Genomic DNA, 25244 nt, shown 5'->3' on the forward strand with positions numbered 1-25244 from the left:
CTTAACCCGAACTCAGGTTATAATAGTTTATTTTTTGTATTTTAAAATTTAATCGGCCCAATTTTTAGCTTTGCCAACAGCTTTGTGCCAACCTTTTAGCAATTCATCAACTTTTTCCATTTCCATTTTTGGTTCAAATTCTTTTTCAACAATCCATTGTTTTTTGATTTCTTCAACATCTTTCCAATAGCCAACTGCCAGACCAGCAAGATAAGCCGCTCCAAGAGCTGTGGTTTCTAATGTTTTTGGTCTTGCAATTCTAAATCCGAAGATATCAGACTGAAATTGCATTAGTAAATCGGATGCAGAAGCTCCGCCATCAACTCTTAGTTCTACAGATTCTACATCTGCGTCAGCTTCCATAGCTTTTACGACGTCATATACTTGGTATGCAATGCCTTCTAGAGTTGCTCTAGCGATATGCGCATCTGTAGTTCCGCGTGTAATTCCTACAATAGCGCCTCTGGCATAAGGATCCCAATAAGGTGCGCCAAGCCCAGTAAGAGCTGGGACAAAATAAACACCCTCTGTGTCTGGGACCAGAGCTGCGAGATTGTTGACGTCTGGAGAAGTTCTGATTATTTTTGCTCCGTCTCTCAGCCATTGTATTGCTGCGCCACCAACAAAAACAGAACCTTCTAAAGCATAATTAACTTTGCCGTTAATTTTCCAACCAATTGTAGTCAAAAGGTTGTTTTGCGAATAGACTGCTTTGTCTCCCGTGTTCATTAGTAAGAAGCACCCTGTTCCATATGTATTTTTTACCATTCCAGGTTCTGTACACATTTGTCCAAAAAGAGCAGCTTGTTGGTCTCCTGCTATCCCCGAGATTGGGATTTTTGTTGAAAAAAGAGTAGTTGAGGTTTCTCCGTAGATTTCGCTACTTTGTTTTACTTCTGGTAGTAAGGATTTTGGAATGTTTAGTAAAGATAACAACTCGTCATCCCACTCAAGAGTGTGAATATTGAACAATAGAGTTCTAGAAGCATTGGTAACATCGGTAATGAACATTTTTCCTCGGGTTAATTTCCAAACTAACCAAGTATCTACTGTTCCGAAGCATAATTTCCCTTGTTCTGCCTTTTCTCTAGCACCTTCTACATTATCCAGGATCCATTTTAATTTAGTTCCCGAGAAGTAGGCGTCTAGGATAAGACCTGTTTTTTCTTTAATTTTATCAGAATGACCTTGGGTTTTTAAGTCGTCACAATATTTTGCGGTTCTCCTATCTTGCCAAACAATAGCGTTGTAAATAGGTTCGGATGTTTCTCTGTCCCACACGATTGTAGTTTCTCTTTGGTTTGTTATACCAATAGCGGCCACTTCCTTACCCGAAATCCCAGCTTTTGCAACAACTTCTGCTGCAACGGAAATTTGTGAAGACCAAATTTCATTAGGATCGTGTTCTACCCAACCTGGTTGTGGAAAAAATTGAGTGAAATCTCTCTGAGAAACTTCCTCTATCCCTCCGTTGTGATTGAAAAGAATTGCACGAGAAGAAGTTGTCCCTTGATCTAATGATAAGATTAATTGTGTATTATTCATAATGTATAAAGTTTTTATTTTGTATTTATAATTAGGGTGTATTCGTCCTGGTTCAATGTTGGTTTTGAACTAAATGTGTTGATTGTTAAGTATTTGCTTTTATCTAGGCGTTGTAGTCAACTAGTAAGTAGTCTTTGGCTAGATTAATGAACTCTTTTGTTTGTAAATTGATCCAATCGTCTGAGTAACTCATTTCTTTTGCCATAAACTCTGCAACAGGTTTGGCGACATCAATAGCAGCTCTTGCGTCCAAGAACAAAAACCGGATTCTTCTTGCAAGGACGTCTTCCAATGTTATAGCCATTTCATGTTTTAGAGCCCAAACTACTTCTGCATAAGTATATTCGTATTTTGGATGAATTTTTTTAGCGTACTCTGGGTTACTTTTTTGCAGTTTTATAATTTCGGGTATGTCTGCCCCATAAATGTATAAATGATTGCTCCTATTGACTTGATCTGTAGGGATGTTCCCATGAATTGAAAAGTGATGTGTTTTTGTTTCAACTTTTTGTAAATTACCTTCTTGCGCAGCTTCATCTACGATTTCTTGAGCCATTTGTCTATACGTTGTCCATTTTCCTCCAATCACTGTTACTAAGCCAGTTTGATCTATTATGATTTTATGACTTCTAGAGACTTCTTTGGTGCTTTTTCCTTCTTCTTTTGGGGCGGCTAGAGGTCGAAGTCCTGCAAAAACCGAAAGTACATCTTCTCTTGTTGGCGCTTTTACTAAATAGTTTTTTGCTGTTTCTAGGACAAACTGAATTTCTTTTTCTAACGCTTTCGGTTCGAAACTTTCATGTTCAATTAGAGTGTCTGTTGTTCCAACAACCACTTTGTCGTGCCATGGAACTACAAACAGAACTCTTCCGTCGCTTGTTTTGGGTATCATAATAGCATCGTCTTGTGGTAAGAAGCTTTTGTCTAATACTAGGTGTATTCCTTGGCTAGGTACAACTGTTTTCTTGTGATTGGGATTATTCATGTTAAGGATGTCATCGGTAAAAACTCCAGTTGCGTTTACGATTGCTTTTCCTTTCACTTCGTAAGTTTTGCCAGAAATTGTATCTTTTACAACTACACCATTTAGTTTCCCGCTTTCCGATTTCAATAATCCAATTACCTTAGTATAATTTACTAAACAGGCGTTGTTTTCTATAGCGGATTGCATTAAATTAATAGCGAGTCTCGAGTCGTCAAATTGTCCATCATGATACAAAACACCGCTTTGTAAGTTTTTTTCTTTAATGTTGGAGAGTAGATTTTTTGTGCTTTTTTTACCTAGGTATTTTGTTTTCCCGATACTTAATTTGCCTGCTAGCATATCGTAGATAGATAGTCCTATGAGGTAAAAAGGACCTCCCCACCAAGAGTAATTAGGAATTATAAAAGCTTGGTTTTTTACCAAATGTGCTGCGTTCTTGGCTAATAGTCCTCTTTCTCTTAGTGCTTCTTTCACAAGTGAAACGTCACCTTGTGCTAAATATCGCACTCCTCCGTGAACTAGTTTTGTGCTTCTGCTCGATGTTCCTTTGGCAAAATCATGGGATTCAAATAAAACAGTTTTGTAACCTCTAAGTGTTGAGTCTAAGGCTGTTCCTAGACCGCTCGCTCCACCGCCAATTACGATGATATCCCATTCTTTTTGTTCTTTTACTTTTGATATTTGTGTTGCTCTAGACATTGCTTATGATTTAAAACGAAATTTCGTTTGGTTTCATTTGTAAATATAAGAAAGAAAATGAAACCAAAAAAATTAAATTTAATAATTTGTTAATAAGTAATTAGGTTGAGCATAATGTATTTGCTTATATGTTCTTTTTTTCTTTGATTTGTTGTTGAAAAAAACACAATTTTATAAGTTATGGTAAATGAGCGCCAGCAGCAGATTTTAGATCTTTTTGATACCGAGGAATTTATTAGAGTGAATGAGATTTCCGATGCTTTAAAAGTTTCGGCAGTTACGATTCGTAAAGATTTGAGTTTCCTCGAAAGTAAATCATTGTTGTATAGAACCCATGGTGGTGCTAGAAAACAATCTAGTTTTGCTTTCGAAAAAAACATTTCGGAAAAAGAAGAAGTGCAAGTAGAGCAAAAAATTGCAATTGCTAAAAAAGCGGCTACATTAATACAAGATCATGATTTTGTAATATTGGCTTCGGGTACAACATTGCACCATTTAGCGAGAAATTTGTTGGATTTTTCTAAACTTACTGTTTTAACATCATCTTTAAAAGTTGGGCTAGAACTTTGTGATAACGAAAAAATAGACATTATTCAGTTAGGAGGAGATGTGCGAAAATCGTCAGGGTCTGTAGTTGGGCCGTTTTCCGAAACTATTCTCAAACAGTTTTCTTGTAACAAACTTTTTCTAGGTGTTGATGGGATAGATTTTGATTTTGGGCTCTCTACATCCAATGCTATGGAGGCACATCTCAATCTTTTGATGATTAATTCTGCTGACAAAGTCTATATTCTAGCAGATTCTACAAAGATTAATAAAAGAGGATTTGGTAAAATTTGTGAAATTCATAAAATGGATGCTTTGATAACGGATTCTGGGATTTCTGCAAAAGATTTTGCAACTCTTTCGGATATGGGTATCGAGGTTATTATTGCAGATTAGTTTTTATGAAAGAAAGTCAATTTGGATAGTTCTAGATCAGTTTATAGAAAATTTGTTTTATTAATGCATCAAATTAATACTATAGCAAAAAACCTAATAGTTGATAAAATAAAGTAAAAGTAACTATTTCTAGAAGTTAACTTTGGCTACTTTATCGTGAGATTTCAAATAGAGTGGAAGTGCGGCAGAACCATACCATTTATAAATTTCAACATCGAAAATTCCAGATTTTATAGAAGGGTCAGTCAAAACTAAACTTTCTGCTTCTTCTTTAGTTTTCGCATCCAGAATGAAAATTCCACTGTAATCATTTGAGTTTTTCTCCGCCATTGGTCCCGCGACAATTAGTTTTCCATCTTTTGTCAGTTTGTTAATATTGTCCATATGACCTTTCATCAATTCTGATTTTTTTGCTTTGTCTGTGATTTCAGCTTTTCCTTTTTTGAGAATCACGAGATAATAAGATTTCATTCCATATTGGTCGGCTCCGAGAGAGTCTGCTAATTTTTGGTCAAAATCTTTTTTCTGAGCATTAATGAATGACGAAAATATAATTAAAGAAAGAATTGTAAATAGTGATTTCATTTGTTTAAGTTTCTTTCAAAATTAAAATAAAAAATGAAATCTCAAATTGGCATTCCACAATTATCTTCGGAATCTGAAATATTTGGTCAACTCGTGTTTTTTACCTTTTAGAAAATCAGAAGCCATTTCCATTCCGATGACCGAAAACGTAATGCCATTTCCTCCAAAACCTAACACAAAATAAGCACTTGGGAAATTGGGATGTTCACCGATGTAAGGCAATCCGTCTTTGGTTTCTCCAAAAGTTCCAGCCCAAACAAAATCGGTTCGGAAATTATTTTCAGGAAGATATTTGTCAAGTTTTTTAACTAATTTTTTCTCCTTGTCAAAAAGTAAAGAATCTCGTTTTTGCGCATCAACAAATTCTTCATCTTCGCCACCAATCAGGATTCTGTTATCGTCTGTGGTTCGCATATATATGTAAGGTTCAGCTGTGTTCCAAACCAAAAGGTCGTTCAGTTCCGTGTGACTTTTTTCGTGCTGTTCGCCAACAATTGCGTAGGTTGATAAGAGATTGACGAATTTGTCTTTGATGATTTCTGTACTTTCGAAACCGTTGCAAAAAATGACTTTCTTAGCTTTAATCGTGTTTCCGTACTCGGTTGTTGCTGTAACTCCGTTTTTCTTGTAATCGAATTTGATAATATCGGTTTTATCGAAAATCTGCAATCCTTTTTTGTGATTATAATACAAAACGTCGTGTGCTAAACAAAAAGCATCAATGCTTCCGCCTTGTTCGGAGAGAATTCCGCCAAAAGTATTATCGATTTTAAATTTCTTTTTGATTTCTTCTTCGGAAAGCCATTTCACTGGGAACTTGGCCGATTTTCTAGCCTCAAATTCTTTCTTTAAATCATCAACATCTTTCTTAAAAGCTGCGAAGTAAAGCGATTGTTTCTTCTTAAAACCACAATCGGAATTGACTTCTTTTGAGATTTTCTGTAAATCGTCAATCGAATCATAACAAGCCCAATAAGATTTTTCTGCACCTTCTCTCCCAATCATTTCTGAGAGTTCAAAAAGCGGAACATCAATCTCATATTGCAACATAGAAGTCGTGGCACTTGTACTTCCGTTCCCGATTTCTCTTCGATCAACCAAAACAGTTTTATAACCATCTTTTATCATTTGATGCGCTAGAAGAGAACCGGTGATTCCACCTCCGATGACAAGGATTTCAGTTTCTATGTTTTCTCGAAGTGAAGGATAAGAATGTTTCAATCCATCTTTTACCAGCCAAAATGGTTCAGGAGATTTTAGTTTCATATGAATATTTAGTTTGTCTTTTAAATGTCATATGTAATCGCAAAGCGATTTCATAGTTATTTTTGATTTGATGCTTGTTGCTAATCAAAAAGTAAACCGTTGGATTTTAATTTGAAAAAAGTAAATATAAATTGTCAATAAAACTTTTCTTTGTCAACTTCTGAACAGTAACTTCATCATAAAATGCTAAATATTTGAAATTTGGATTTTCTTTTTTAATTTTTTCAAATTTTCTTTTACCAACTTTCTTTCCATCTATAAAATAATAATCGGGTGGTTGTTCTGATGTTAAGACTACTGCCCCAATCATAGAATACTGTTCTTCAATTTCAAAATCTTGTTTTCCTAGTAGCTCATTTGTTGTTAAAATTAAAGATTTATAATCCGTAAAATTTTTGTTGTCATAGTCTAAAATGGTATAATCAATTCTTACAATATTATAATCTGTTAAGACTCTTTCAGGAAAAGTTAATGTGAAATTTCCATTTTCTTCAGCCTTGGCAGTATATAATTTTCCTAATGTTACTAGTGAAATATTTCCCGTAATTATTTTTCTTTTTGCCTTTGAAATCAGATTTCCGTTTATTGTAATGTTTTTTTGATAAACATTTTGAACTAGAGATTGATTTGTTGTTTGAGCGTAATGGGATATTGATGATGTTAATGTAAAAGCTAAGAAAACTGAAGAAAATTTTTGATTTAACAAAGATTTTTTACCACAGATTTTGTCTCCATCTTTTGAAAGTTCTTCAAATTCTAAGCTTGAAATTTTATCCAAATCCAAAACTTTTTTATTACATAAATCACAGAATTTACCATCTGCTAAATCCTGCATATTATTCCAGCTTTCTTCACAAGGCTTTATAATTTGAAATTTTTTTTTCATCATCAAAAGTTTTATTTAAATCTAAATTACAAAAAAACCTCAAAGAAATTTTCTTAGAGGTTTCCAATTTATTTAAAATTAAAATTTGCTTATTGAACTTCCGACATTTCCGCCTCGAACTGTGCTAATCCTGCCTTCGTGCTTCCTTTGTCAGTGCCTTTTTGCCATTCTTTTTCAGCTTTTATTTTATCACCCAAACTATAATAATAACTCCCCATAACAGTATGACCTTCAACTTCGCCCATGCTAATGATTTTCTGTCCCAATTTGATGATTTCAGGATTTTGTTTTGGCTTTTTCGTTTTGCTGGTCAAGACTGCGCCCATTCCGCCAATATCTTCCATTACCATTAATCCAAACTTCTCCATACAAGCTTTTGCGAGACCTCTGTTGCATAAATCATCAATAGTTTTGGTATAATTTGCCATTGCACTTTCGTCAAACAGTTTTTCCAGATCATTGCTTTTAGCTCTGGTTTTGCGGTAGTATTCGTAAAGAAGTTTCGCGTTTTTTTTAGCTAACGCATCGTCTTTTCTGTTGTTTTCGGCAATGCTGTCTTTCTTCAAATCCCATTTTGTATTTTTCACCCAGCTTGAATTCCCGCTCAAGCGATTTTTAGCAAATTTAAATATAAAAATATCCTTATCAGGAAATACTACCACAGAATCGCCTTTTACAAAATAATCACCCTTCCCATATCCTGCGATATCCACTTTTCCATTGCCATCAAAAGCAAAATAAGAATATAAGGATTCTTTGGATTGTGTCATAAAATAACCTTGAAGGTTGTTGTCAGCTTCTTGAGCGTTGAAAACTCCGCTTGCTATAATTCCTAAAAGAAATAAAATGTACTTTGTCATTTGAAATTTTTACGAAAGTAAAAGTAAGAAAAAACCTCAAAGAAACTTCCTTGAGGTTTATTTATAATTTTAAAACAGTTAGCATTAAAAACTGTCTGCTCGACACGGGCCTACATATTTCTTCTATACTTCCCGCCCACTTCAAAAAGTGCATTGGTGATCTGTCCAAGCGAACAATATTTCACGGCATCCATCATCACTTCAAATAAATTTTGCTGATTAATGGCTGCGTGTTGTAAAGTTTTCAAAGCTTCTGCAGATTTATCTTCATTAGACTTCTGGAAATTATGAAGCATTTCAATCTGGAATTGCTTTTCTTCCTCAGTCGAACGGATAACTTCTCCCGGACGAACCGTCGGCGAACCGTCTTTTCCAAGGAAAGTATTCACGCCGATGATAGGGTATTCTCCGGTGTGTTTCAACCATTCGTAATGCATCGATTCTTCCTGAATTTTTGAACGTTGATACATTGTTTCCATCGCGCCTAGAACACCACCTCTTTCTGTAATTCTGTCGAATTCTGCATAAACGGCTTCTTCCACCAAATCCGTCAGTTCTTCAATAATAAACGAACCCTGAAGCGGATTTTCGTTTTTTGCTAAACCTAATTCTTTATTGATGATCAACTGAATTGCCATCGCTCTTCTTACAGATTGCTCAGTCGGAGTTGTAATCGCTTCATCGTAAGCGTTGGTGTGTAACGAATTACAGTTATCATAAATTGCATAAAGTGCTTGAAGCGTCGTTCTGATATCATTAAAATCAATTTCCTGCGCGTGAAGCGAACGACCTGAAGTTTGAATGTGATATTTCAACATTTGGCTTCTTTCATCAGCTCCGTATTTCAGTTTCATTGCTTTTGCCCAGATTCTTCTTGCGACACGTCCGATTACCGAATATTCAGGGTCGATTCCGTTGGAGAAGAAGAAGGATAAATTCGGAGCAAAATCATTGATATCCATTCCTCTTGACAGATAATATTCCACATACGTGAAACCATTTGCCAATGTAAATGCCAACTGAGAAACCGGATTTGCGCCCGCTTCCGCAATGTGATAACCGGAAATTGAAACAGAGTAGAAGTTTCTAACTTTTTCTTTGATGAAATATTCCTGAACGTCACCCATCAATCTCAAAGCAAATTCAGTAGAGAAAATACAAGTGTTTTGTGCCTGATCTTCTTTTAAAATGTCTGCCTGAACCGTTCCACGAACCGTTGCAATGGTTTTAGCTTTAATTTCAGCATAAACATCGGCAGGAATAACTTCGTCTCCCGTAATTCCTAATAGTTGTAAACCTAAACCATTATTGGAAGAAGGTAATTCTCCGTTATATTTCGGTCTTTCTAAACCTTTATCGTCGAATTTCGCTTTTAAAACAGCTTCAATCTTTGATTCTAAACCATTTTCATCAATATATTTTTCAACATTTTGGTCAATGGCAGCGTTCATAAAGAAAGCCAACAACATCGGCGCAGGTCCGTTGATGGTCATTGAAACCGAAGTCAATGCATTCACTAAATCAAACCCTGAATATAGTTTTTTAGCATCATCTAAAGTCGCAATCGAAACTCCCGCATTTCCGATTTTTCCGTAAATATCCGGCGGTAAAGCTGGATCTTGCCCGTAAAGAGTTACCGAGTCGAAAGCCGTAGATAAACGTTTTGCAGGCATTTCCGCAGAAACGTAGTGGAATCTTCTGTTGGTTCTTTCAGGACCTCCTTCTCCGGCGAACATTCTCGTCGGGTCTTCTCCGGTTCTTTTGAAAGGATAAATTCCCGCAGTGTAGGGGAAACTTCCCGGAAGATTTTCCTGACCTTTCCATTTAATCAGATCGCCCCAATCGTTGTATTTTGGTAATGCAATTTCGGAATTCTTAAATGGGATAAAGATTCTGTTGAGGTCTCCACTTTAATTTCTTTTCCTCTTACAAAGTAGGAGTAAAACTCTTCGTGGAAGGCTTTTTTCGTATCGTCCCAAGTTTTTAAGAAGTCAATGTTTTCCTGCTGAAGTTCTTTTTCTGCCTTTTGATATTCAGCGTCCAAAATTTCGTTGGAAATGATTTTTTTAACGCCTTCAATATGATACATTTTTCTTGCTAACTCAGCCTGTTTTTCAACGTTTGCGTCATATTGTTTGTTATTTTCAACGATTTCAGAAAGATAACGCACTCTTTTTGGAGGAATAATTGTTACTTCGTCTGTAATTTCCTGTTCAACAAAACCTTGTAGATTTAAATCAGTAAATTTGTCGTTTACTTTCGAAACCAATCTGTTGTATAATTCCGTTGTTCCGTGGTCATTGAACTGAGAGGCTTTTGTAGCATACACCGGCATTTCATCCAATGGGCTTTCCCACAATAAATGGTTTCTTTGGAACTGTTTTCTTACGGCTTGAAGTGCATCAAGAGCGCCTCTTTTATCTGATTTATTTAAAGCCACCAAATCTGCATAATCCAGCATATCGATTTTTTCCAACTGTGTAGAAGCTCCGTATTCAGGCGTCATTACATACATTGAAACATCAGCAAAATCCGAAACTTCTGAACCTGACTGTCCGATACCTGAAGTTTCCAGAATGATAACATCTGGATGAGCTAATTTTAAAACATTCAAAGCGGAATGAATAAACGGAGAAACAGAAACGTTGTTTTCTCTCGTCGCCATCGAACGCATATAAACTCTAGGATCATTGATCGCATTCATACGGATTCTGTCACCCAAAAGTGCACCTCCTGTTTTCTTCTTCGAAGGGTCAATCGAAATAATGGCAATTTTTTTACCTGGATTTGAACGTAAGAAACGTCTTACCAATTCGTCTGTTAAAGATGATTTTCCCGCTCCACCAGTACCTGTGATCCCGATAATCGGAATATTCAGATCTTTTGATTTTTCGTCGATCGCTTTTACCAATTCTGGTTTTTCATCTGAGAAGTTTTCAACCGCAGAAATAATTTTTGCAATGCTTGTAGAATTTTCAAAACTAATTGAATCTAAATCTTGAACAGAAACCTCTTTTCCTGTTGGGAAATCCGATTTTTTTACCAAGTCATCGATCATTCCCCGTAAACCAAGTTCACGACCGTCATCGGGAGAATAAATTCTGTCGATCCCATAAGCCATAATATCTTCAATTTCTTCCGGCAGAATTACACCGCCACCGCCACCAAAAATCTTGATTTGCGGAGAATTTTTTTCTCTTAAAAGATCGTAAATGTATTTGAAATATTCGTTGTGCCCACCTTGATAGGAAGTTAGGGCAATCGCATTTGCATCTTCCTGAATCGCTGTATTGACAACTTCTTCTGCGGATTTGTCGTGACCAAGGTGAATGACTTCGCATCCCGTTCCCTGAATCACACGGCGCATAATATTAATCGCAGCATCGTGACCGTCGAATAACGATGCAGCAGTCACGATTCTTACTTTATTTTTAGGCGTATATTTAGTGTTTTCCATATTAATAATGATAGCTTCCAAATTTAATATTTTTTGGGAAATGGGAAAGAGTCAGAGGCTGGAAGTCAGAAGTCGGATGTTTTCGTAGCCCCGATTGACTCTCATTTTATATTTTTAATTTATGAATCGCCGAATCTCGTTCCTCGATTTGACACGGCATCCTTTTTTGTGATGGCGCTGGCAAGCTTCGGAAAAGATCCTCAAGTTGTTTGCCATTACAAAAAAGATATAGTGGAAAGCGGGATTAAGCTCCTGAAAAAATTATTGTTTGATGAATTTGAAGTTTTTATTGCCTTCCTGTGTCTTGATCACTAAAAGATAAACCCCACTTGGAAGTTTGGAAACATCGATTTTGGATTTGGAGTCCGATAGCATTTGTTTTCCACTCAAATCGTAAATGTGAACTTTCTGAATTTCATATTTTGTACTTACAATATTCAAAAATTCGGAAGTTGGATTTGGGTAGATGTTGAAGTATTTAGCAGATTCTTCGGTGCCTAAGACTTTACCCAAAGATATCGGTTCTCTGAAAAGTGACAAATCAAAAACAACGGAATTGTCCAAGACGGAATAAGTGTAAGCCTCCGCAGTGTAAGTGGCATAATCTGACTCTTCCACACTTGCGAAGTTGAGGTCTGCTGTAGTTGTAGTGGTTTTTTGATCCAGATTTTTGTACCAAGTGAAAGTATAATCACTACCAGATAATGACTGGTCCAACTTCGCTGGTTGACCAATTACACCTAAAACTTCTTTCGAACCATCGTAACGCTGAGGTGAATAATCTAAATCGGTTTGCACATTATAATCAGCAATATAATTGGAAAGTTGTGCCTTGTTAAACCTATTATTGCTAAGATGCGTAATCGGTGGAAGTTTATCGTTGAGATCGCCTGAAAGCTGATTGCTGTTGAGGTTTAGCATCAATAATTTTGACATTCCTAAAAACTCCGATGGAATATTACCAGTGAGTAAATTATTGTTTAGAAATAGTTGTTGAAGGTTTGGTAAGCCAGTCAATAGAGAAACTCCGCCAGAAATCTTATTTCTTCCAAGATTAAGCGTTTGCAATTTTTTGAGCTGAATAATCTGAGAGGGAATCTGAGCTAACTGATTGTTTTCCAAAGAAAGCCACACAAGATTGGTTAAATTAGATAATGCTGACGTTGTCTGTTCTGTGAGTGCGTTATTGCTTAAATTAAGACTTGTCAGTTGCGTCAATTGAGAAACCTGAGTTGGGATTTGAGTTAATTGTAATCCTGATAATGAGAGATTTGTCAATTTAGGATGATTTGCAATATTTCCAAAAGCATTGGCTGGGATTGGATTATTATCAAGAATCAAAGTTTCTAGATTGGTGAAAGCTGTGATTTTTGCAGGAATATTAATCAATCCTAAATCTGAAAGATTCAACGTTTTGATATTGTTGAAATTCTGAAGCAAACCATTGACATCCGGAATCGTAAACAGATTTCCTCCCACCGCCAAATCATCTACATTGAAAAGTCCTGTTAAAGATTGGGTTGGATCTCCAGTCAATCTATTGTTGCTAATATCCAATTTTGTCAACAAACTAAGGGAAGAAATTCCCGCAGCCACATCTCCAGAAAGTTGATTATTACTAAGGTCTAGTTTTGTGAGTTTTGGAAATGACGTAAGATTGGATGGGAAATTACCTGTAAGTGCATTGCCGGAAAGATTAAGTTCTGTAACTGTGCCGTTTTTTACAACAACTCCAAACCAAGTTCTAGGATCATTTTGGAAATTCCAGGTTCTGTTCCAGTTTTCGCCATTCGTAGTGTTATAAATGTTGATTAATGCACTTCTTTCAGAATTAGAAATGCTCCATTGGGAGAAGGCGAAATTGGAAATCAACAAAAAGAGTAATATTTTTTTCAAATCTGTGCAAAATTAAGACGCAAATATAATAGTTAATGGAATCTCTTGCATTATATTGTAAAAAATTAATGATTATTTTCGTGCAAAAATTATTTAGGATGTATAGATATTTATATTTTTTTGTTGGTTTATTTACCTTGGTTATAGGATTCTCTTTTTATCTTGCGTATTCTAATCTTACAGGCCATCAATTCGTTTACCCGCTGGATGATGCTTATATTCATCTTGCACTTTCTAGGAATGTTGCTGAAAATGGGATTTGGGGGATTAATCCCAATAGTTTTGATAGCGCGTCCTCTTCTATCCTTTATACTTTACTACTTAGCTTTCTTATCAAAATTTTTGGTGATAACGTTTACTATCCGTTATTTATCAATATTATTTCCGGGTATGTGTCCCTATACTATATTTTCAGATACTTTTATGACTACTTTGGAAAGCGTGAGCTTCTGTTGGGGCTTTCGCTTTTTATCTTTTCTTGTCAGATGAATTTTATGGTGCTGATAGGAATGGAGCAAACACTTCATATTTTGCTCACGGTCACAATGATTTATTATCTGACAGGTAGTTTGAGATTAGGATTCACTAAAAAACAAGTTGTGAAATTGCTTGTTTGCACAGTATTATTAGGAGCAGTAAGGTTCGAAAGCATGTTCTTTATCCTTATTTTGTCTCTTCTGTTAGTATTAAGAAAAAACTGGAAAATGGCTTTAGCTGTATTTTTTGTTGGTTATCTTCCCATTTTATTGTTTGGTATTTATTCCATAGAGCACGGAGGGTATTTTTTTCCTAATTCTCTTTTAATGAAAGGTAATTATCCCGAATCAAATTTTTTCTTTAGTCTTTGGAGTATTTTTAAAAAAGGAATTTTATTAAATATTTCTTTTTACAAGATATTTTTTGCACCCCTGGTTATAGTTGTGTTTTATTTTCTATCAAAGTATAAAATTACGGAGTGGCCTACAATTGTTAATAACGAAACTGTTTCCCTTACTGTTGTTGGGACAGTGATTTTACATAGTTTATTTGCAGTAATACGTTACCGTTATGAAAATTATCTAATGGCCGCGGTTGTGATGGTTACAGTTCCTATGATCACGTATTTTTTTTCTAAGTTTAATGTTGGTAAAACCAATCCGACGTATAAAAGAATTATTATAATGGCATTTTCCATAATGATTTTTTATTCTTTTTATACTACAATAGTTAATTATAAGGTAATAAAATATGCTTCCAAGAATATTGAAGAACAACAAATAGAAATGTCTAGGCTACTTGGAAGATTTTATAAAAATCAGAATGTTGTGGTTAATGACATAGGTGCAATAGCTTATTTTTCTAATGTTAAGATTTATGATATTGCAGGTCTTGCTACTACTGATGTAGCGGGATATTATTATAAAAATAAAGATTTAGATCCAGAAATTTTTAATAAAAAATACCATAATTATATGACAAGTCAGATATTACAAAAACAATGTAGTGTAGCTGTGATTTATCCAAAATGGTTTCCTGATGGAATTCCGAAATCTTGGATACCAATTGCATCTTGGACCATTGAAAAGAAAATGGGGGTGGCAAATCAGACGGTTGTTTGGTATGCAATGAATCAAAAGGAAGCAGAAACATTACTTAAAAACCTAAAAATATTTGACCTTAATAAAAATGTGACTCAGCATTTTTTATATTAATTAATAAAAAATTCCGGTAGAGAGCCGGAATTTTTATTGATTGTGATTTTTATTTACCAAGATACGAATTATACATCCATACTTCTTTTTCCTGCTCGGTAATATAGTCACTCATTTGGGAGTTTGTACCTTCGTCGCCAGCTTCCTCAGTAATGTCCAGAAGTTCTCTTTGTAAATCGATAACTACTTTGTAAGAATTTAGAATAATTTCTACACTTTTGTTTCCGTCGGTCACCTCTTTACTCTCTTTAATAGTAGAAACAGCCAGATAATCTGAATAATTATGAGCGGGAGTAGCTCCTAGAGTTAAAATTCTTTCGGCGATTTCATCAATTTTAAGCACGAGATTATTATATAATTCCTCAAATTTTGGATGAAGAGTAAAGAACTGTTCTCCTTTGATGTTCCAATGCGACCCTCTTGTGTTTTGATAGAACACGGAGTAGTTAGCTAAAAGTACGTTGAGTTTTTCTGAGATTTTTTTGCAATCGGCTTCTTTCAATCCGATTAGTGCTGCATTTTTCATAATTTATTATGTTTAGATTGATACAAAATTAAAGGTATTTTATTTAAGTTAATCCTTATCTATATAGTTTTAAACTATCCTTTGAAGTTAGATTATATCTTTTATATCAATGAAAATGCCATAATAAGATAATAAAGAATTAATAAAATCTAATATTTAATGCTAACTACTTGTAGATTAAAAAATTATTTATATTTTTGCACCCTAAAATAAAAAGCAATTAAATGCCTACTATTCAACAATTAGTAAGAAAAGGAAGAGCCACGCTTGCCAAGAAGAGCAAATCGGCTGCCCTTGATTCTTGTCCACAAAGACGAGGTGTATGTACGAGAGTATATACTACCACTCCTAAGAAACCTAACTCTGCACTTAGAAAAGTAGCAAGGGTAAGACTTTCTAACGGTAAAGAAGTCAACGCTTATATCCCGGGCGAAGGACATAATCTTCAAGAGCACTCGATAGTATTGGTAAGGGGCGGAAGGGTGAAAGACCTACCGGGAGTACGTTACCACATCGTAAGAGGTGCATTGGACACTGCAGGTGTAAATGGAAGAACTCAGAGAAGATCTAAGTACGGTGCTAAGAGACCTAAACCAGGACAAGCTGCTGCAGCGCCTGCAAAAGGTAAGAAAAAATAATCATTAAATAAGGTACAGAAACAATGAGAAAGACGAAAGCGAAAAAAAGACCGTTGTTACCAGATCCAAAGTTTAATGATCAATTGGTAACGAGATTCGTAAACAACTTAATGCTTGACGGTAAGAAGTCAATCGCATTCAAAATTTTTTATGATGCATTGGATATCGTAGAAACTAAAAAAGGAGATACTGAAAAAACTTCATTAGAAATCTGGAAAGATGCATTAACTAACGTAATGCCTCACGTAGAAGTACGTTCTAGAAGAGTAGGTGGAGCTAACTTCCAGATTCCTATGCCAATCAGAGCTGATAGAAAAATTTCTATGGCAATGAAATGGTTAATCAAATATTCTAAAGCTAGAAATGATAAGTCTATGGCTTTGAAATTGGCTAACGAAGTAGTAGCTGCTTCAAGAGAAGAAGGTGCTGCATTCAAAAAGAAATCTGATACTCACAAAATGGCGGAAGCTAACAAGGCTTTCTCACACTTCAAATTCTAATTAGAAATGAGTAGAGATCTTAAATTTACAAGAAATATTGGTATTGCTGCGCACATTGATGCTGGTAAAACTACGACGACTGAGAGGATTTTGTTCTATACAGGTGTAAACCACAAAATTGGAGAGGTTCACGATGGTGCTTCTACAATGGACTGGATGGAGCAGGAAGCAGAAAGAGGTATTACTATTACTTCTGCTGCAACGACTTGTTCTTGGAACTTTCCAACAGATCAGGGGAAAAAATTACCTGAAACAAAACCTTACCACTTCAACATTATCGATACACCGGGACACGTTGACTTCACTGTAGAAGTAAACAGATCTTTGAGAGTATTGGATGGATTGGTATTCCTTTTCTCTGCCGTAGACGGTGTAGAGCCTCAGTCTGAAACCAACTGGAGATTGGCTGACAACTACAAAGTTGCGAGAATGGGATTCGTAAACAAAATGGACAGACAAGGTGCTGACTTCTTGAACGTTGTAAAACAAGTAAAAGAAATGTTAGGATCCAATGCAGTTCCAATCGTTTTACCAATCGGTGCTGAAGAAGATTTCAAAGGGGTTGTTGACTTAATCAAAAACAGAGCAATCATCTGGGACGAGGCTGGGCAAGGTGCTACTTACGAAGTAGTTCCAATTCCGGAAGATATGAAGGATGAAGTTCTAGAATATAGAGAGAAATTAGTAGAAGCTGTAGCTGACTATGACGAAACTTTGATGGAGAAATTCTTCGAAGATCCAGATTCAATTTCTGAAGAGGAAATCAACGAAGCTCTTAGAAAAGCGACTATCGATCTTTCTATCATCCCAATGACTTGTGGATCTTCTTTCAAAAACAAAGGAGTTCAGTTTATGTTGGATGCTGTTTGTAAATATCTTCCTTCTCCACTGGATAAGGACAATATCAAAGGAACAGACCCAAGAACTGACGCTGAGATCGAAAGAAAACCATCTGTAGATGAGCCTTTCGCTGCATTAGCTTTCAAAATTGCTACTGACCCATTCGTAGGTAGATTAGCATTCTTCAGAGCTTATTCAGGTAGATTGGATGCTGGTTCTTACGTTTTGAACACAAGATCTGGTAACAAAGAAAGAATTTCTAGAATCTATCAGATGCACGCTAACAAGCAAAATCCGGTAGAATATATTGAAGCTGGAGATATTGGTGCTGCTGTAGGATTTAAAGATATTAAAACAGGAGATACATTATCTGATGAAAAGAACCCTATCGTTCTTGAGTCTATGATCTTCCCAGATCCGGTAATTGGTATCGCTGTTGAGCCTAAAACGAAAGCTGACCAGGATAAAATGGGTAACGCTCTAGCTAAATTAGCTGAAGAAGATCCTACTTTCCAGGTTAAAACTGATGAGGCTTCTGGACAAACGATCATCTCTGGTATGGGTGAGCTTCACCTTGACATTATTGTTGACCGTATGAGAAGAGAGTTTAAAGTAGAAGTTAACCAAGGTCAACCTCAGGTAGAATACAAAGAAGCACTTACACAAAAAGCTAACCACAGAGAGGTTTACAAAAAGCAGTCTGGAGGTAGAGGTAAGTTCGCTGATATCGTATTCGAAATCGGTCCTGCTGACGAAGGTAAAACTGGTCTTGAATTCATCAACGAAATTAAAGGTGGTAACATTCCTAAAGAATTTATCCCTTCTGTGGAAAAAGGATTCAGAGAGGCTATGAAGAATGGTCCTTTAGCTGGATTTGAGGTTGAAGCAATGAAAATTGTTTTGAAGGATGGATCTTTCCACGCGGTTGACTCTGATCAGTTATCTTTCGAATTAGCTGCTAAAATGGGATTCAAAGAATCTGGTAGAGCTGCTAAGGCTGTTATTATGGAGCCGATTATGAAGCTGGAAGTTGTAACTCCGGAAGAATATATGGGTGATATCGTAGGTGACCTTAACAGAAGAAGAGGTACTGTAAACGGTATGGATGATAGAAACAACGCTAAAGTTATCAAGGCTTTTGTTCCTCTATCTGAAATGTTTGGTTATGTAACTTCTCTTAGAACTTTATCTTCAGGTAGAGCAACATCTTCTATGGAATTCGAGAAATACGAAGCTGCTCCGAACAACGTTGCTGAAGATGTAATCGCTAAGGCTAAAGGTTAATATTTAAATTAGATTAAAATGTCACAAAGAATCAGAATAAAACTTAAATCTTACGATTACAACTTGGTAGATAAATCTGCAGAGAAAATCGTAAAAACGGTAAAGGCGACTGGTGCTGTTGTAAACGGACCAATCCCATTGCCAACGAACAAGAGAATCTTCACTGTTTTGAGATCTCCGCACGTAAACAAGAAAGCTAGAGAACAATTCCAATTATCAGCTCACAAAAGACTGATGGATATCTACTCTTCTTCTTCTAAAACTGTAGATGCTCTAATGAAATTAGAACTTCCTTCAGGTGTAGATGTAGAAATTAAAGTGTGATGAGAGTAAGAAGATGGAGGATGGAAATCTAAAGTCTTTAATGCAAAATCAGAACTTTGCTATGATACTAAACTCCCTTTTCGCAAGATGAGGGAGTTTTTTTGTTATGACATAAATTTTTAAGTTTTTTTTAAGTTATATTAAAATATCAAATTGTTTATGATTTTAATGAGATTTTATTAACGTATGTTTTGTTTTTTTGTAAATTCACTAACTTAATTTAAAATATTATGAAGAAAAGATTAACTTTTTTATTTTTAGTTTCAACATTACCATTTTTTAATGCACAATGGAGTAAAGCTGTACCAAATACAGAAATTTCCAAAAAAAGTGATAACTCGATTTATTACAAATTGGATATCGATGCTATCAGAGGACAGCTATTGTCTGCAGATAAAGCAGGTAAAAATGTAGGATCAGTTACGATCAGTATTCCAACATCTAATGGTATAGAAAAATTTGCTGTTAATAGTTTCCCGGTAATGGATGAAGCATTAGCTAATCAGTATCAATTAGGATCTTATGTTGGTGTTGGGATTGACGATCCTTCGAAATATATCAGATTCAGTGTAGCACCTAATGATTTTCAATCTATGATTATAGGAGCAGATGGTAAATATGAATTTATAGAACCTGCCACAGCTGATAAAGCTTATTATTCCATTCACGGAAAAACAAGTAAAACTGGTGCATTTGTTTGTGGAACGAAAGAAAGCCCGGAATCTATTCAGAAACTGAATGAATTGATGAAGGATGGCAAGGCAGCAAAAGCCGGGAATCAAAAATTTCGTACCCTTAGATTGGCATTGTCGGTTACCGGAGAATATGGTGCGAGATATGGAGGAAAAGCAGGAGGTCTTACACAGATGAATGCGACGATGACCCGGGTAAACGGCGTTTTTGAAAAGGAGTTTAACATCCATCTTAATATAATAAATGCTCCGGATATTATTTTCACCAATGCTGCAACCGATCCTTACAGTAATGCCAACCTGATGTGCAAATGGAATAATGAGCTGATGAATGTTTTAAAAGATGATACTTATGGGGTTGGGAACTCTAAATTTGACATCGGGCATTTGTTCGGGAATTCCGGAGGCGGAGGTAATGCAGGCTGCATTGGCTGTATTGGCAGCAATGATACTTCCGTTACAAATTATAATGCAGTAATGGGATATTTACTTTGTGGCAGCTTTACCTCTGTTACAGTTCCGAATAATTATAAAGGAAGTGGCATCACTTCGCCGGGATCCGGTGCGCCACAAGGTGACGCTTTTGATATAGATTATGTAGCGCACGAAATGGCTCACCAGTTAGGTGCTAATCACACGTTTAGCCGCTCAGAAAGCGGTACAAATGTGAATTTTGAACCGGGTTCAGGTTCTACAATTATGGGATATGCCGGAATTACGGGAGCAAATACTGACGTCCAGGCTCATTCCGATGCGTATTTTCACACAGCAAGCATAGATCAGGTGCAGGCTAATCTGATTTCTAAACCGACTGTGGGTACAGAAACCGAGATTACAAATCAACCGCCTCTAATTTCTTCCCTTCCCACCTATACAATCCCAAAATCAACAGCGTTTGTCTTGACAGCAACAGCTACTGATCCGGATGGAGATACACTCTCATACTGCTGGGAGCAGGTAGATAACTCTGCCGAATCATCATTCACTACCAAAGCACAAATAGGAACTTTGGCAACGGGAGCATCGTTCCGGTCTTTGACTCCGACGGATTCGCCGACCAGATATTTTCCTAAATTATCTACGGTTCTTGCAGGTGCGGTAAAAAATGAAAATGATTGGGAGGCGGCATCTACAGTAAATAGGCAAACTAAATTCCGGGTTACTGTAAGAGATAACAAAGGTGTTGATTCTCAAACGGCTACAGCAACACAGATAATAAATGTAGGAACTGCAAATGCCTTCACGGTAAGTGCCGCTTCCGGTGTTGCCGGAGATCCGGTAACGATAAATTGGACGGTTTCCGGAACAACAGCCTCTCCTTATAATGTTGCCAATGTAAAAATCGATTATACTACAAATGGCGGCAATACTTGGAACGTATTAGCAGCCTCTGTACCCAACGACGGATCGAGAATCGTAACATTCCCGGAAGCATTGGGAGCATCTGAACCTTATGTACGGGTATCCGCTATCGGAAATGTATTTTATGCGGTAAACAGAGTTACTTTAACTGCGCCAACGTTACAGGTTGCTGATATCAGTAAAGCCTCGATGCAGGTTTATCCAAATCCTGTAAAAGACGTGCTTAACGTTACGAACGTTAAAATAAATTCTTCTTACGAAATTTTCAATGCAGCTGGTCAGCTTGTGAGCAAAGGTAATCTTGGCTCCGGTAAAATCCAGGTGAACAAGCTATCAAAAGGTGTTTATTTCATTAATGTGGATGATAATGGAACCATTATCAAAAATAAATTCATAAAAGAGTAACCGCTTTTCATTATTTAACCAAAGGTCTTCCAAAGTGGAGACCTTTTTTATGTTAAAGTAGTATCTTTATTCCAAATTAAAATAATATGAAGAATAAAAACTTGTTTGAAAGATTTGCCAACTGGGCAACCAAGTTTAAGGGGAGTTCATATGCTTTCATTGGAGCAACTTTAATTGTTATAATCTGGGCGGTTTCAGGACCGTTTTTCGATTACTCGGAAACATGGCAGCTGGTTATCAATACAGGCACTACAATTATAACATTTCTGATGGTTTTTCTGATTCAGAAAGCACAAAACAAAGATTCCAAAGCTATACAAATAAAGCTAAATGAGCTTATTGCTTCCAATGAGAAAGCCAGCAACCGAATCGTTGATATAGAAGATCTTACCGAGAAAGAATTAGATCAATTGCATTGCTATTACGAAAAACTAGCAGATTTTGCAGAAGAAGATTTGGATATTCATCAGTCTCACTCTATCGATGTTGCTCAAAGAAATCAGGATTACAAATACAAGGCTTTCCAAAAACGACACGAAGAGTGGCTTGCGAAGCAGAACCAAAAAAAGGAATCACATTGATTCCTTTTTTTTTAAATTAAAATTCCGGAAGAATAAATCATTGGTGTTTTTTTATAAATCATTAAAAATCAAAATATTTTACTATAAATGTTTGTCAGTTTGAAAATTATACATAAATTTGCACACTCATTTTACGGAAGCAGTATGCCTATTTCAAACATAGATATCACAGGAACCGCTAAAATGCTGAATTAAAATATAATAGATATATATAAATAATGTCAGGTATTATTGGTAAAAAAATCGGTATGACATCTTTGTTTAACGAAGAAGGAAAGAATATTCCTTGTACAGTTATTCAAGCTGGTCCATGCTCGGTTTTACAGGTCAGAACCGAAGAAGTTGACGGATACGTTGCCGTACAACTAGGTTTCGATGACAAGAGTGAGAAGAACGTTGGTAAAGCGTTAGCTGGTCATTTCAAAAAGGCTGGTTCAACTCCTAAAGCTAAGATCGTAGAATTCAGAAATGCATTCGAGCACGATGTTAAGACGGGAGATTTAGTGGAAGTGAACATGTTTGCAGAAGGAGAGTATGTGGATGTAACAGGTACTTCTAAAGGTAAAGGTTTCCAAGGTGTTGTTAAAAGACACGGATTTGGAGGTGTAATGCAGGCAACTCATGGTCAGCACAACAGACTTAGAGCTCCAGGTTCTATCGGTGCTGGATCAGACCCTTCAAGAGTATTCAAAGGGATGAGAATGGCTGGAAGAATGGGAGGTAAGCAGGTAACTGTACAAAACCTTCAAGTGTTAAAAGTGGATCAAGAACAAAATCTTTTAGTAGTAAAAGGTGCTGTTCCGGGAGCTAAAAATTCTTATGTAATTATCAAGAAATGGAACTAGTAGTATTAAATACATCAGGAAAAGAGACCGGAAGAAAAGTAACTCTAGACGAATCTGTATTCGGAATTGAGCCAAATCAGCACGCGGTTTACTTAGAGGTTAAACAATATCTTGCTGCACAGCGTCAAGGTACTCATAAATCTAAAGAAAGAAGCGAAATCACTGCTTCTACTAGAAAGCTTAAGAAGCAAAAAGGTTCAGGATCTGCGAGATATGGTGATATCAAGTCGCCAACTTTCAAAGGTGGAGGTAGAGTGTTTGGTCCAAAACCAAGAGACTACAGATTCAAATTGAACAAAGCGCTTAAAAGATTAGCAAAAAAATCTGTTCTTTCTCAGAAAATGAGAGACAACAGCATTAGAGTTTTAGAAAACTTGAGTTTTGATGCGCCTAAGACTAAAGAATTCATCACATTGTTGGATGCTTTAACGCTTACAGGTAAAAAATCATTATTCGTGCTTCCTGAAGCTAACAAGAATGTATATTTATCTTCAAGAAACTTGCCTAAAACAAGAGTGTTGAATTATAATGAGATTTCTTCTTATGATTTGATCAACGCAGGTGAGATTATCTTCTTAGAAGGTGCAGTAGAAAAATTTCAGGACAACTTAAAGAAATAAATCATGTCACTTATTATTAAACCAATTATTTCAGAAAAAGCAAACTATCTTACAGATCTAAGAGGTGCTTATTCTTTCTTGGTAGCTCCAAAAGCTAACAAGATCCAGATTAAAGGTGCTATTGAGGCAGCTTATGGTGTAAAAGTAGCGGACGTTAGAACCATGATTTATGCGCCTAAAGTTTCTTCTAAATACACGAAAAAAGGACTTCAAGTTGGGAAAACTAACAAATTGAAGAAAGCAGTTGTAACATTGGCTGCTGGAGAAGTTATTGATATTTTCGCAACTAATTAATTAATTATAAATAATAGTAATGTCTGTTAGAAAATTAAAACCTATCACCCCGGGACAGAGATTCAGAGTTGTAAACAACTTTGAGGAAATTACTACTAACAAGCCAGAGAAATCTCTGACAGTTGGTATTAAAAAGTCAGGTGGACGTAACCAAACTGGTAAAATGACCATGCGTTACACCGGCGGTGGACACAAAAAGAAATACAGAATTATCGACTTCAAAAGAAACAAATTCAACGTTGAAGCTACGGTAAAAACTGTAGAGTATGATCCAAACAGAACTGCATTCATCGCTTTAGTTGAATATGCAGATGGAGAGAAAAGATATATCATCGCTCCAAACGGGATCAAAGTAGATCAAAAAATCGTTTCAGGAGAAAGCGTAGAACCAAATGTAGGTAACGCAATGAAATTGAAAAACATTCCATTGGGTACCGTAATTTCTTGTGTAGAGATGAAGCCTGGACAAGGTGCAATCTTGGCAAGAAGTGCTGGTTCTTCAGCTCAATTGACCTCAAGAGACGGAAAATATGCAATCATCAAATTGCCTTCAGGAGAATCCAGAATGATCCTTACTGAATGTATGGCAATGGTTGGATCGGTTTCTAACTCAGATCATCAGCTGACAGTATCAGGTAAGGCTGGTAGAAGCAGATGGTTAGGTAGAAGACCAAGAACAAGACCGGTAGTAATGAACCCTGTAGATCACCCAATGGGTGGTGGTGAAGGACGTTCTTCTGGAGGTCACCCAAGATCTAGAAACGGTATGCCGGCTAAAGGTTACAAGACTAGAAAGAAAAACAAAGTGTCTAACCGTTACATCGTATCTAAAAGAAAATAATTATGGCAAGATCACTTAAAAAAGGACCATTCATTCATCATACTTTAGATAAGAAGGTTCAGGCAAACGTTGAGTCTGGTAAGAAGACTGTTATCAAAACTTGGTCTAGAGCATCTATGATTTCTCCAGACTTCGTAGGGCAAACTATCGCTGTTCACAATGGGAAGTCTTTTATCCCTGTATATGTAACAGAAAACATGGTTGGTCATAAGTTAGGCGAATTTTCTCCGACTAGATCTTTCAGAGGTCACGGTGGTAACAAAAATAAAGGAGGTAGATAATCATGGGATCAAGAAAAAGAGAAAGTGCTTTAGCACGTAAAATAGCAAACCAAGATGTGGCAAAAGCGTTACATAACGACTGTCCGTCTTCTCCAAGAAAAATGAGATTAGTTGCTGACATCATTAGAGGGGTAGAAGTTGATAAAGCTTTATATATCCTAAAATACTCTAAGAAAGATGCATCTAACAAATTAGAAAAAGTATTGCTTTCTGCTATTGCAAACTGGCAAGCTAAAAACGAAGGTGCTGACATCGAGGAGGCTAACCTTATCGTTAAAGAAATATTTGTAGACAGTGCAAGACAATTGAAGAGACTAAGACCTGCCCCACAAGGTAGAGGTTACAGAATCAGAAAAAGATCAAACCACATTACACTAATTTTAGGTACTAAAAATTAAT

The 25244-nt window shown here is 36.2% G+C and carries 24 protein-coding genes; 14 read left to right on the forward strand and 10 right to left on the reverse strand.

Annotated elements, in window-relative coordinates; all coding sequences use genetic code 11:
* Positions 1–48 precede the first annotated feature (48 nt).
* Both glpK and EGH73_RS09960 read right to left on the reverse strand, forming a co-directional pair.
* Positions 49–1545 carry a glycerol kinase GlpK gene (glpK, locus tag EGH73_RS09955; protein ID WP_123281712.1) on the reverse strand — a complete coding sequence of 499 codons (1497 nt, stop codon included), beginning with the start codon at positions 1543–1545 and terminating at the stop codon, positions 49–51.
* 103 nt (positions 1546–1648) lie between these two features.
* A complete protein-coding gene (locus EGH73_RS09960) occupies positions 1649–3229 on the reverse strand; it encodes a glycerol-3-phosphate dehydrogenase/oxidase (protein WP_123281713.1) in 1581 nt (526 codons plus the stop codon).
* 180 nt (positions 3230–3409) lie between these two features.
* On the opposite strand from EGH73_RS09960, the gene EGH73_RS09965 reads away from it, so the two are divergent.
* The gene (locus EGH73_RS09965) at positions 3410–4171 is read left to right on the forward strand and encodes a DeoR/GlpR family DNA-binding transcription regulator (protein ID WP_123281714.1); all 762 of its coding nucleotides are present in this window, start codon (positions 3410–3412) and stop codon (positions 4169–4171) included.
* Between the two features lie 129 nt (positions 4172–4300).
* Here the strand turns inward: EGH73_RS09965 and EGH73_RS09970 are convergent, their stop codons facing one another.
* The 7 genes from EGH73_RS09970 to EGH73_RS09995 all read right to left on the reverse strand — a co-directional run bounded on the left by EGH73_RS09970 (position 4301) and on the right by EGH73_RS09995 (position 13121).
* Positions 4301–4756 (reverse strand): YciI family protein, encoded by a 456-nt coding sequence (locus EGH73_RS09970; RefSeq protein WP_123281715.1) that lies wholly within the window; start codon positions 4754–4756, stop codon positions 4301–4303.
* A gap of 60 nt (positions 4757–4816) precedes the next feature.
* Positions 4817–6022 (reverse strand): NAD(P)/FAD-dependent oxidoreductase, encoded by a 1206-nt coding sequence (locus tag EGH73_RS09975; protein ID WP_123281716.1) that lies wholly within the window; start codon positions 6020–6022, stop codon positions 4817–4819.
* Between the two features lie 106 nt (positions 6023–6128).
* Positions 6129–6908 (reverse strand): hypothetical protein, encoded by a 780-nt coding sequence (locus EGH73_RS09980; protein WP_148041697.1) that lies wholly within the window; start codon positions 6906–6908, stop codon positions 6129–6131.
* A gap of 89 nt (positions 6909–6997) precedes the next feature.
* A complete protein-coding gene (locus tag EGH73_RS09985; RefSeq protein ID WP_063968775.1) occupies positions 6998–7768 on the reverse strand; it encodes a hypothetical protein in 771 nt (256 codons plus the stop codon).
* Between the two features lie 110 nt (positions 7769–7878).
* Positions 7879–9660, reverse strand: coding sequence for a methylmalonyl-CoA mutase family protein (locus tag EGH73_RS14405; RefSeq protein WP_394338739.1), 1782 nt, complete (start codon positions 9658–9660; stop codon positions 7879–7881).
* Entirely contained in the window at positions 9597–11225 is a 1629-nt protein-coding gene (locus EGH73_RS14410) for a cobalamin-dependent protein (RefSeq protein WP_394338738.1), read from the reverse strand. Before EGH73_RS14410 ends, EGH73_RS14405 begins: the two co-directional genes overlap by 64 nt.
* A gap of 261 nt (positions 11226–11486) precedes the next feature.
* Positions 11487–13121 carry a T9SS type A sorting domain-containing protein gene (locus EGH73_RS09995; protein WP_123281718.1) on the reverse strand — a complete coding sequence of 545 codons (1635 nt, stop codon included), beginning with the start codon at positions 13119–13121 and terminating at the stop codon, positions 11487–11489.
* 98 nt (positions 13122–13219) lie between these two features.
* Between EGH73_RS09995 and EGH73_RS10000 the strand changes: the two genes are divergently transcribed.
* Positions 13220–14812: a hypothetical protein gene (locus EGH73_RS10000; RefSeq protein ID WP_123281719.1), complete on the forward strand. Its 1593-nt coding sequence runs from the start codon at positions 13220–13222 to the stop codon at positions 14810–14812.
* Between the two features lie 49 nt (positions 14813–14861).
* Here EGH73_RS10000 and EGH73_RS10005 read toward each other — a convergent pair whose 3' ends face one another.
* Entirely contained in the window at positions 14862–15338 is a 477-nt protein-coding gene (locus EGH73_RS10005; RefSeq protein WP_123281720.1) for a Dps family protein, read from the reverse strand.
* A 224-nt stretch (positions 15339–15562) separates the two neighbouring features.
* Between EGH73_RS10005 and rpsL the strand changes: the two genes are divergently transcribed.
* The 12 genes from rpsL (at position 15563) to rplV (ending at position 25243) form a co-directional block, all read left to right on the forward strand.
* Entirely contained in the window at positions 15563–15976 is a 414-nt protein-coding gene (gene rpsL, locus EGH73_RS10010) for a 30S ribosomal protein S12 (protein ID WP_002983146.1), read from the forward strand.
* Between the two features lie 23 nt (positions 15977–15999).
* The gene (rpsG, locus tag EGH73_RS10015; RefSeq protein ID WP_072997610.1) at positions 16000–16476 is read left to right on the forward strand and encodes a 30S ribosomal protein S7; all 477 of its coding nucleotides are present in this window, start codon (positions 16000–16002) and stop codon (positions 16474–16476) included.
* A gap of 6 nt (positions 16477–16482) precedes the next feature.
* The gene (gene fusA, locus EGH73_RS10020) at positions 16483–18600 is read left to right on the forward strand and encodes an elongation factor G (protein WP_123281721.1); all 2118 of its coding nucleotides are present in this window, start codon (positions 16483–16485) and stop codon (positions 18598–18600) included.
* 18 nt (positions 18601–18618) lie between these two features.
* Positions 18619–18924, forward strand: a complete 306-nt coding sequence (gene rpsJ / locus EGH73_RS10025) for a 30S ribosomal protein S10 (RefSeq protein WP_002661363.1) — start codon at positions 18619–18621, stop codon at positions 18922–18924.
* 230 nt (positions 18925–19154) lie between these two features.
* The gene (locus EGH73_RS10030; RefSeq protein ID WP_123281722.1) at positions 19155–21383 is read left to right on the forward strand and encodes a zinc-dependent metalloprotease; all 2229 of its coding nucleotides are present in this window, start codon (positions 19155–19157) and stop codon (positions 21381–21383) included.
* 86 nt (positions 21384–21469) lie between these two features.
* A complete protein-coding gene (locus tag EGH73_RS10035; protein ID WP_123281723.1) occupies positions 21470–21964 on the forward strand; it encodes a low affinity iron permease family protein in 495 nt (164 codons plus the stop codon).
* A gap of 218 nt (positions 21965–22182) precedes the next feature.
* Entirely contained in the window at positions 22183–22809 is a 627-nt protein-coding gene (gene rplC, locus EGH73_RS10040) for a 50S ribosomal protein L3 (protein ID WP_089768503.1), read from the forward strand.
* Positions 22800–23429 (forward strand): 50S ribosomal protein L4, encoded by a 630-nt coding sequence (gene rplD, locus EGH73_RS10045; RefSeq protein WP_089768506.1) that lies wholly within the window; start codon positions 22800–22802, stop codon positions 23427–23429. Before rplC ends, rplD begins: the two co-directional genes overlap by 10 nt.
* A gap of 3 nt (positions 23430–23432) precedes the next feature.
* Entirely contained in the window at positions 23433–23723 is a 291-nt protein-coding gene (gene rplW, locus EGH73_RS10050) for a 50S ribosomal protein L23 (RefSeq protein ID WP_072997618.1), read from the forward strand.
* A 19-nt stretch (positions 23724–23742) separates the two neighbouring features.
* The gene (gene rplB / locus EGH73_RS10055) at positions 23743–24564 is read left to right on the forward strand and encodes a 50S ribosomal protein L2 (protein ID WP_123281724.1); all 822 of its coding nucleotides are present in this window, start codon (positions 23743–23745) and stop codon (positions 24562–24564) included.
* Between the two features lie 2 nt (positions 24565–24566).
* Positions 24567–24845, forward strand: a complete 279-nt coding sequence (gene rpsS, locus EGH73_RS10060; protein ID WP_027383317.1) for a 30S ribosomal protein S19 — start codon at positions 24567–24569, stop codon at positions 24843–24845.
* 2 nt (positions 24846–24847) lie between these two features.
* On the forward strand, positions 24848–25243 hold the full coding sequence (rplV, locus tag EGH73_RS10065; RefSeq protein ID WP_089768510.1) for a 50S ribosomal protein L22: 396 nt from the start codon (positions 24848–24850) through the stop codon (positions 25241–25243).
* Position 25244: the final 1 nt, after the last annotated feature.

It is taken from the genome of Epilithonimonas hominis (assembly GCF_003730015.1).
Classification (GTDB): domain Bacteria; phylum Bacteroidota; class Bacteroidia; order Flavobacteriales; family Weeksellaceae; genus Epilithonimonas; species Epilithonimonas hominis.

Excerpts from the sequence above, each read along its gene's own strand:
- rplV (WP_089768510.1), top strand. The coding sequence starts at position 24,848 with ATGGGATCAAGAAAAAGAGAAAGTGCTTTAGCACGTAAAATAGCAAAC.
- rplB (WP_123281724.1), top strand. The coding sequence starts at position 23,743 with ATGTCTGTTAGAAAATTAAAACCTATCACCCCGGGACAGAGATTCAGA.
- rpsJ (WP_002661363.1), top strand. The coding sequence starts at position 18,619 with ATGTCACAAAGAATCAGAATAAAACTTAAATCTTACGATTACAACTTG.
- EGH73_RS09975 (WP_123281716.1), bottom strand. The coding sequence starts at position 6,022 with ATGAAACTAAAATCTCCTGAACCATTTTGGCTGGTAAAAGATGGATTG.
- rplW (WP_072997618.1), top strand. The coding sequence starts at position 23,433 with ATGTCACTTATTATTAAACCAATTATTTCAGAAAAAGCAAACTATCTT.
- EGH73_RS14410 (WP_394338738.1), bottom strand. The coding sequence starts at position 11,225 with ATGGAAAACACTAAATATACGCCTAAAAATAAAGTAAGAATCGTGACT.
- rpsG (WP_072997610.1), top strand. The coding sequence starts at position 16,000 with ATGAGAAAGACGAAAGCGAAAAAAAGACCGTTGTTACCAGATCCAAAG.
- rpsS (WP_027383317.1), top strand. The coding sequence starts at position 24,567 with ATGGCAAGATCACTTAAAAAAGGACCATTCATTCATCATACTTTAGAT.
- EGH73_RS09970 (WP_123281715.1), bottom strand. The coding sequence starts at position 4,756 with ATGAAATCACTATTTACAATTCTTTCTTTAATTATATTTTCGTCATTC.
- rplD (WP_089768506.1), top strand. The coding sequence starts at position 22,800 with ATGGAACTAGTAGTATTAAATACATCAGGAAAAGAGACCGGAAGAAAA.
- rplC (WP_089768503.1), top strand. The coding sequence starts at position 22,183 with ATGTCAGGTATTATTGGTAAAAAAATCGGTATGACATCTTTGTTTAAC.
- EGH73_RS09965 (WP_123281714.1), top strand. The coding sequence starts at position 3,410 with ATGGTAAATGAGCGCCAGCAGCAGATTTTAGATCTTTTTGATACCGAG.
- EGH73_RS10005 (WP_123281720.1), bottom strand. The coding sequence starts at position 15,338 with ATGAAAAATGCAGCACTAATCGGATTGAAAGAAGCCGATTGCAAAAAA.
- fusA (WP_123281721.1), top strand. The coding sequence starts at position 16,483 with ATGAGTAGAGATCTTAAATTTACAAGAAATATTGGTATTGCTGCGCAC.
- EGH73_RS10035 (WP_123281723.1), top strand. The coding sequence starts at position 21,470 with ATGAAGAATAAAAACTTGTTTGAAAGATTTGCCAACTGGGCAACCAAG.
- EGH73_RS10000 (WP_123281719.1), top strand. The coding sequence starts at position 13,220 with ATGTATAGATATTTATATTTTTTTGTTGGTTTATTTACCTTGGTTATA.
- EGH73_RS09960 (WP_123281713.1), bottom strand. The coding sequence starts at position 3,229 with ATGTCTAGAGCAACACAAATATCAAAAGTAAAAGAACAAAAAGAATGG.
- EGH73_RS09980 (WP_148041697.1), bottom strand. The coding sequence starts at position 6,908 with ATGAAAAAAAAATTTCAAATTATAAAGCCTTGTGAAGAAAGCTGGAAT.
- EGH73_RS10030 (WP_123281722.1), top strand. The coding sequence starts at position 19,155 with ATGAAGAAAAGATTAACTTTTTTATTTTTAGTTTCAACATTACCATTT.
- glpK (WP_123281712.1), bottom strand. The coding sequence starts at position 1,545 with ATGAATAATACACAATTAATCTTATCATTAGATCAAGGGACAACTTCT.
- rpsL (WP_002983146.1), top strand. The coding sequence starts at position 15,563 with ATGCCTACTATTCAACAATTAGTAAGAAAAGGAAGAGCCACGCTTGCC.
- EGH73_RS09985 (WP_063968775.1), bottom strand. The coding sequence starts at position 7,768 with ATGACAAAGTACATTTTATTTCTTTTAGGAATTATAGCAAGCGGAGTT.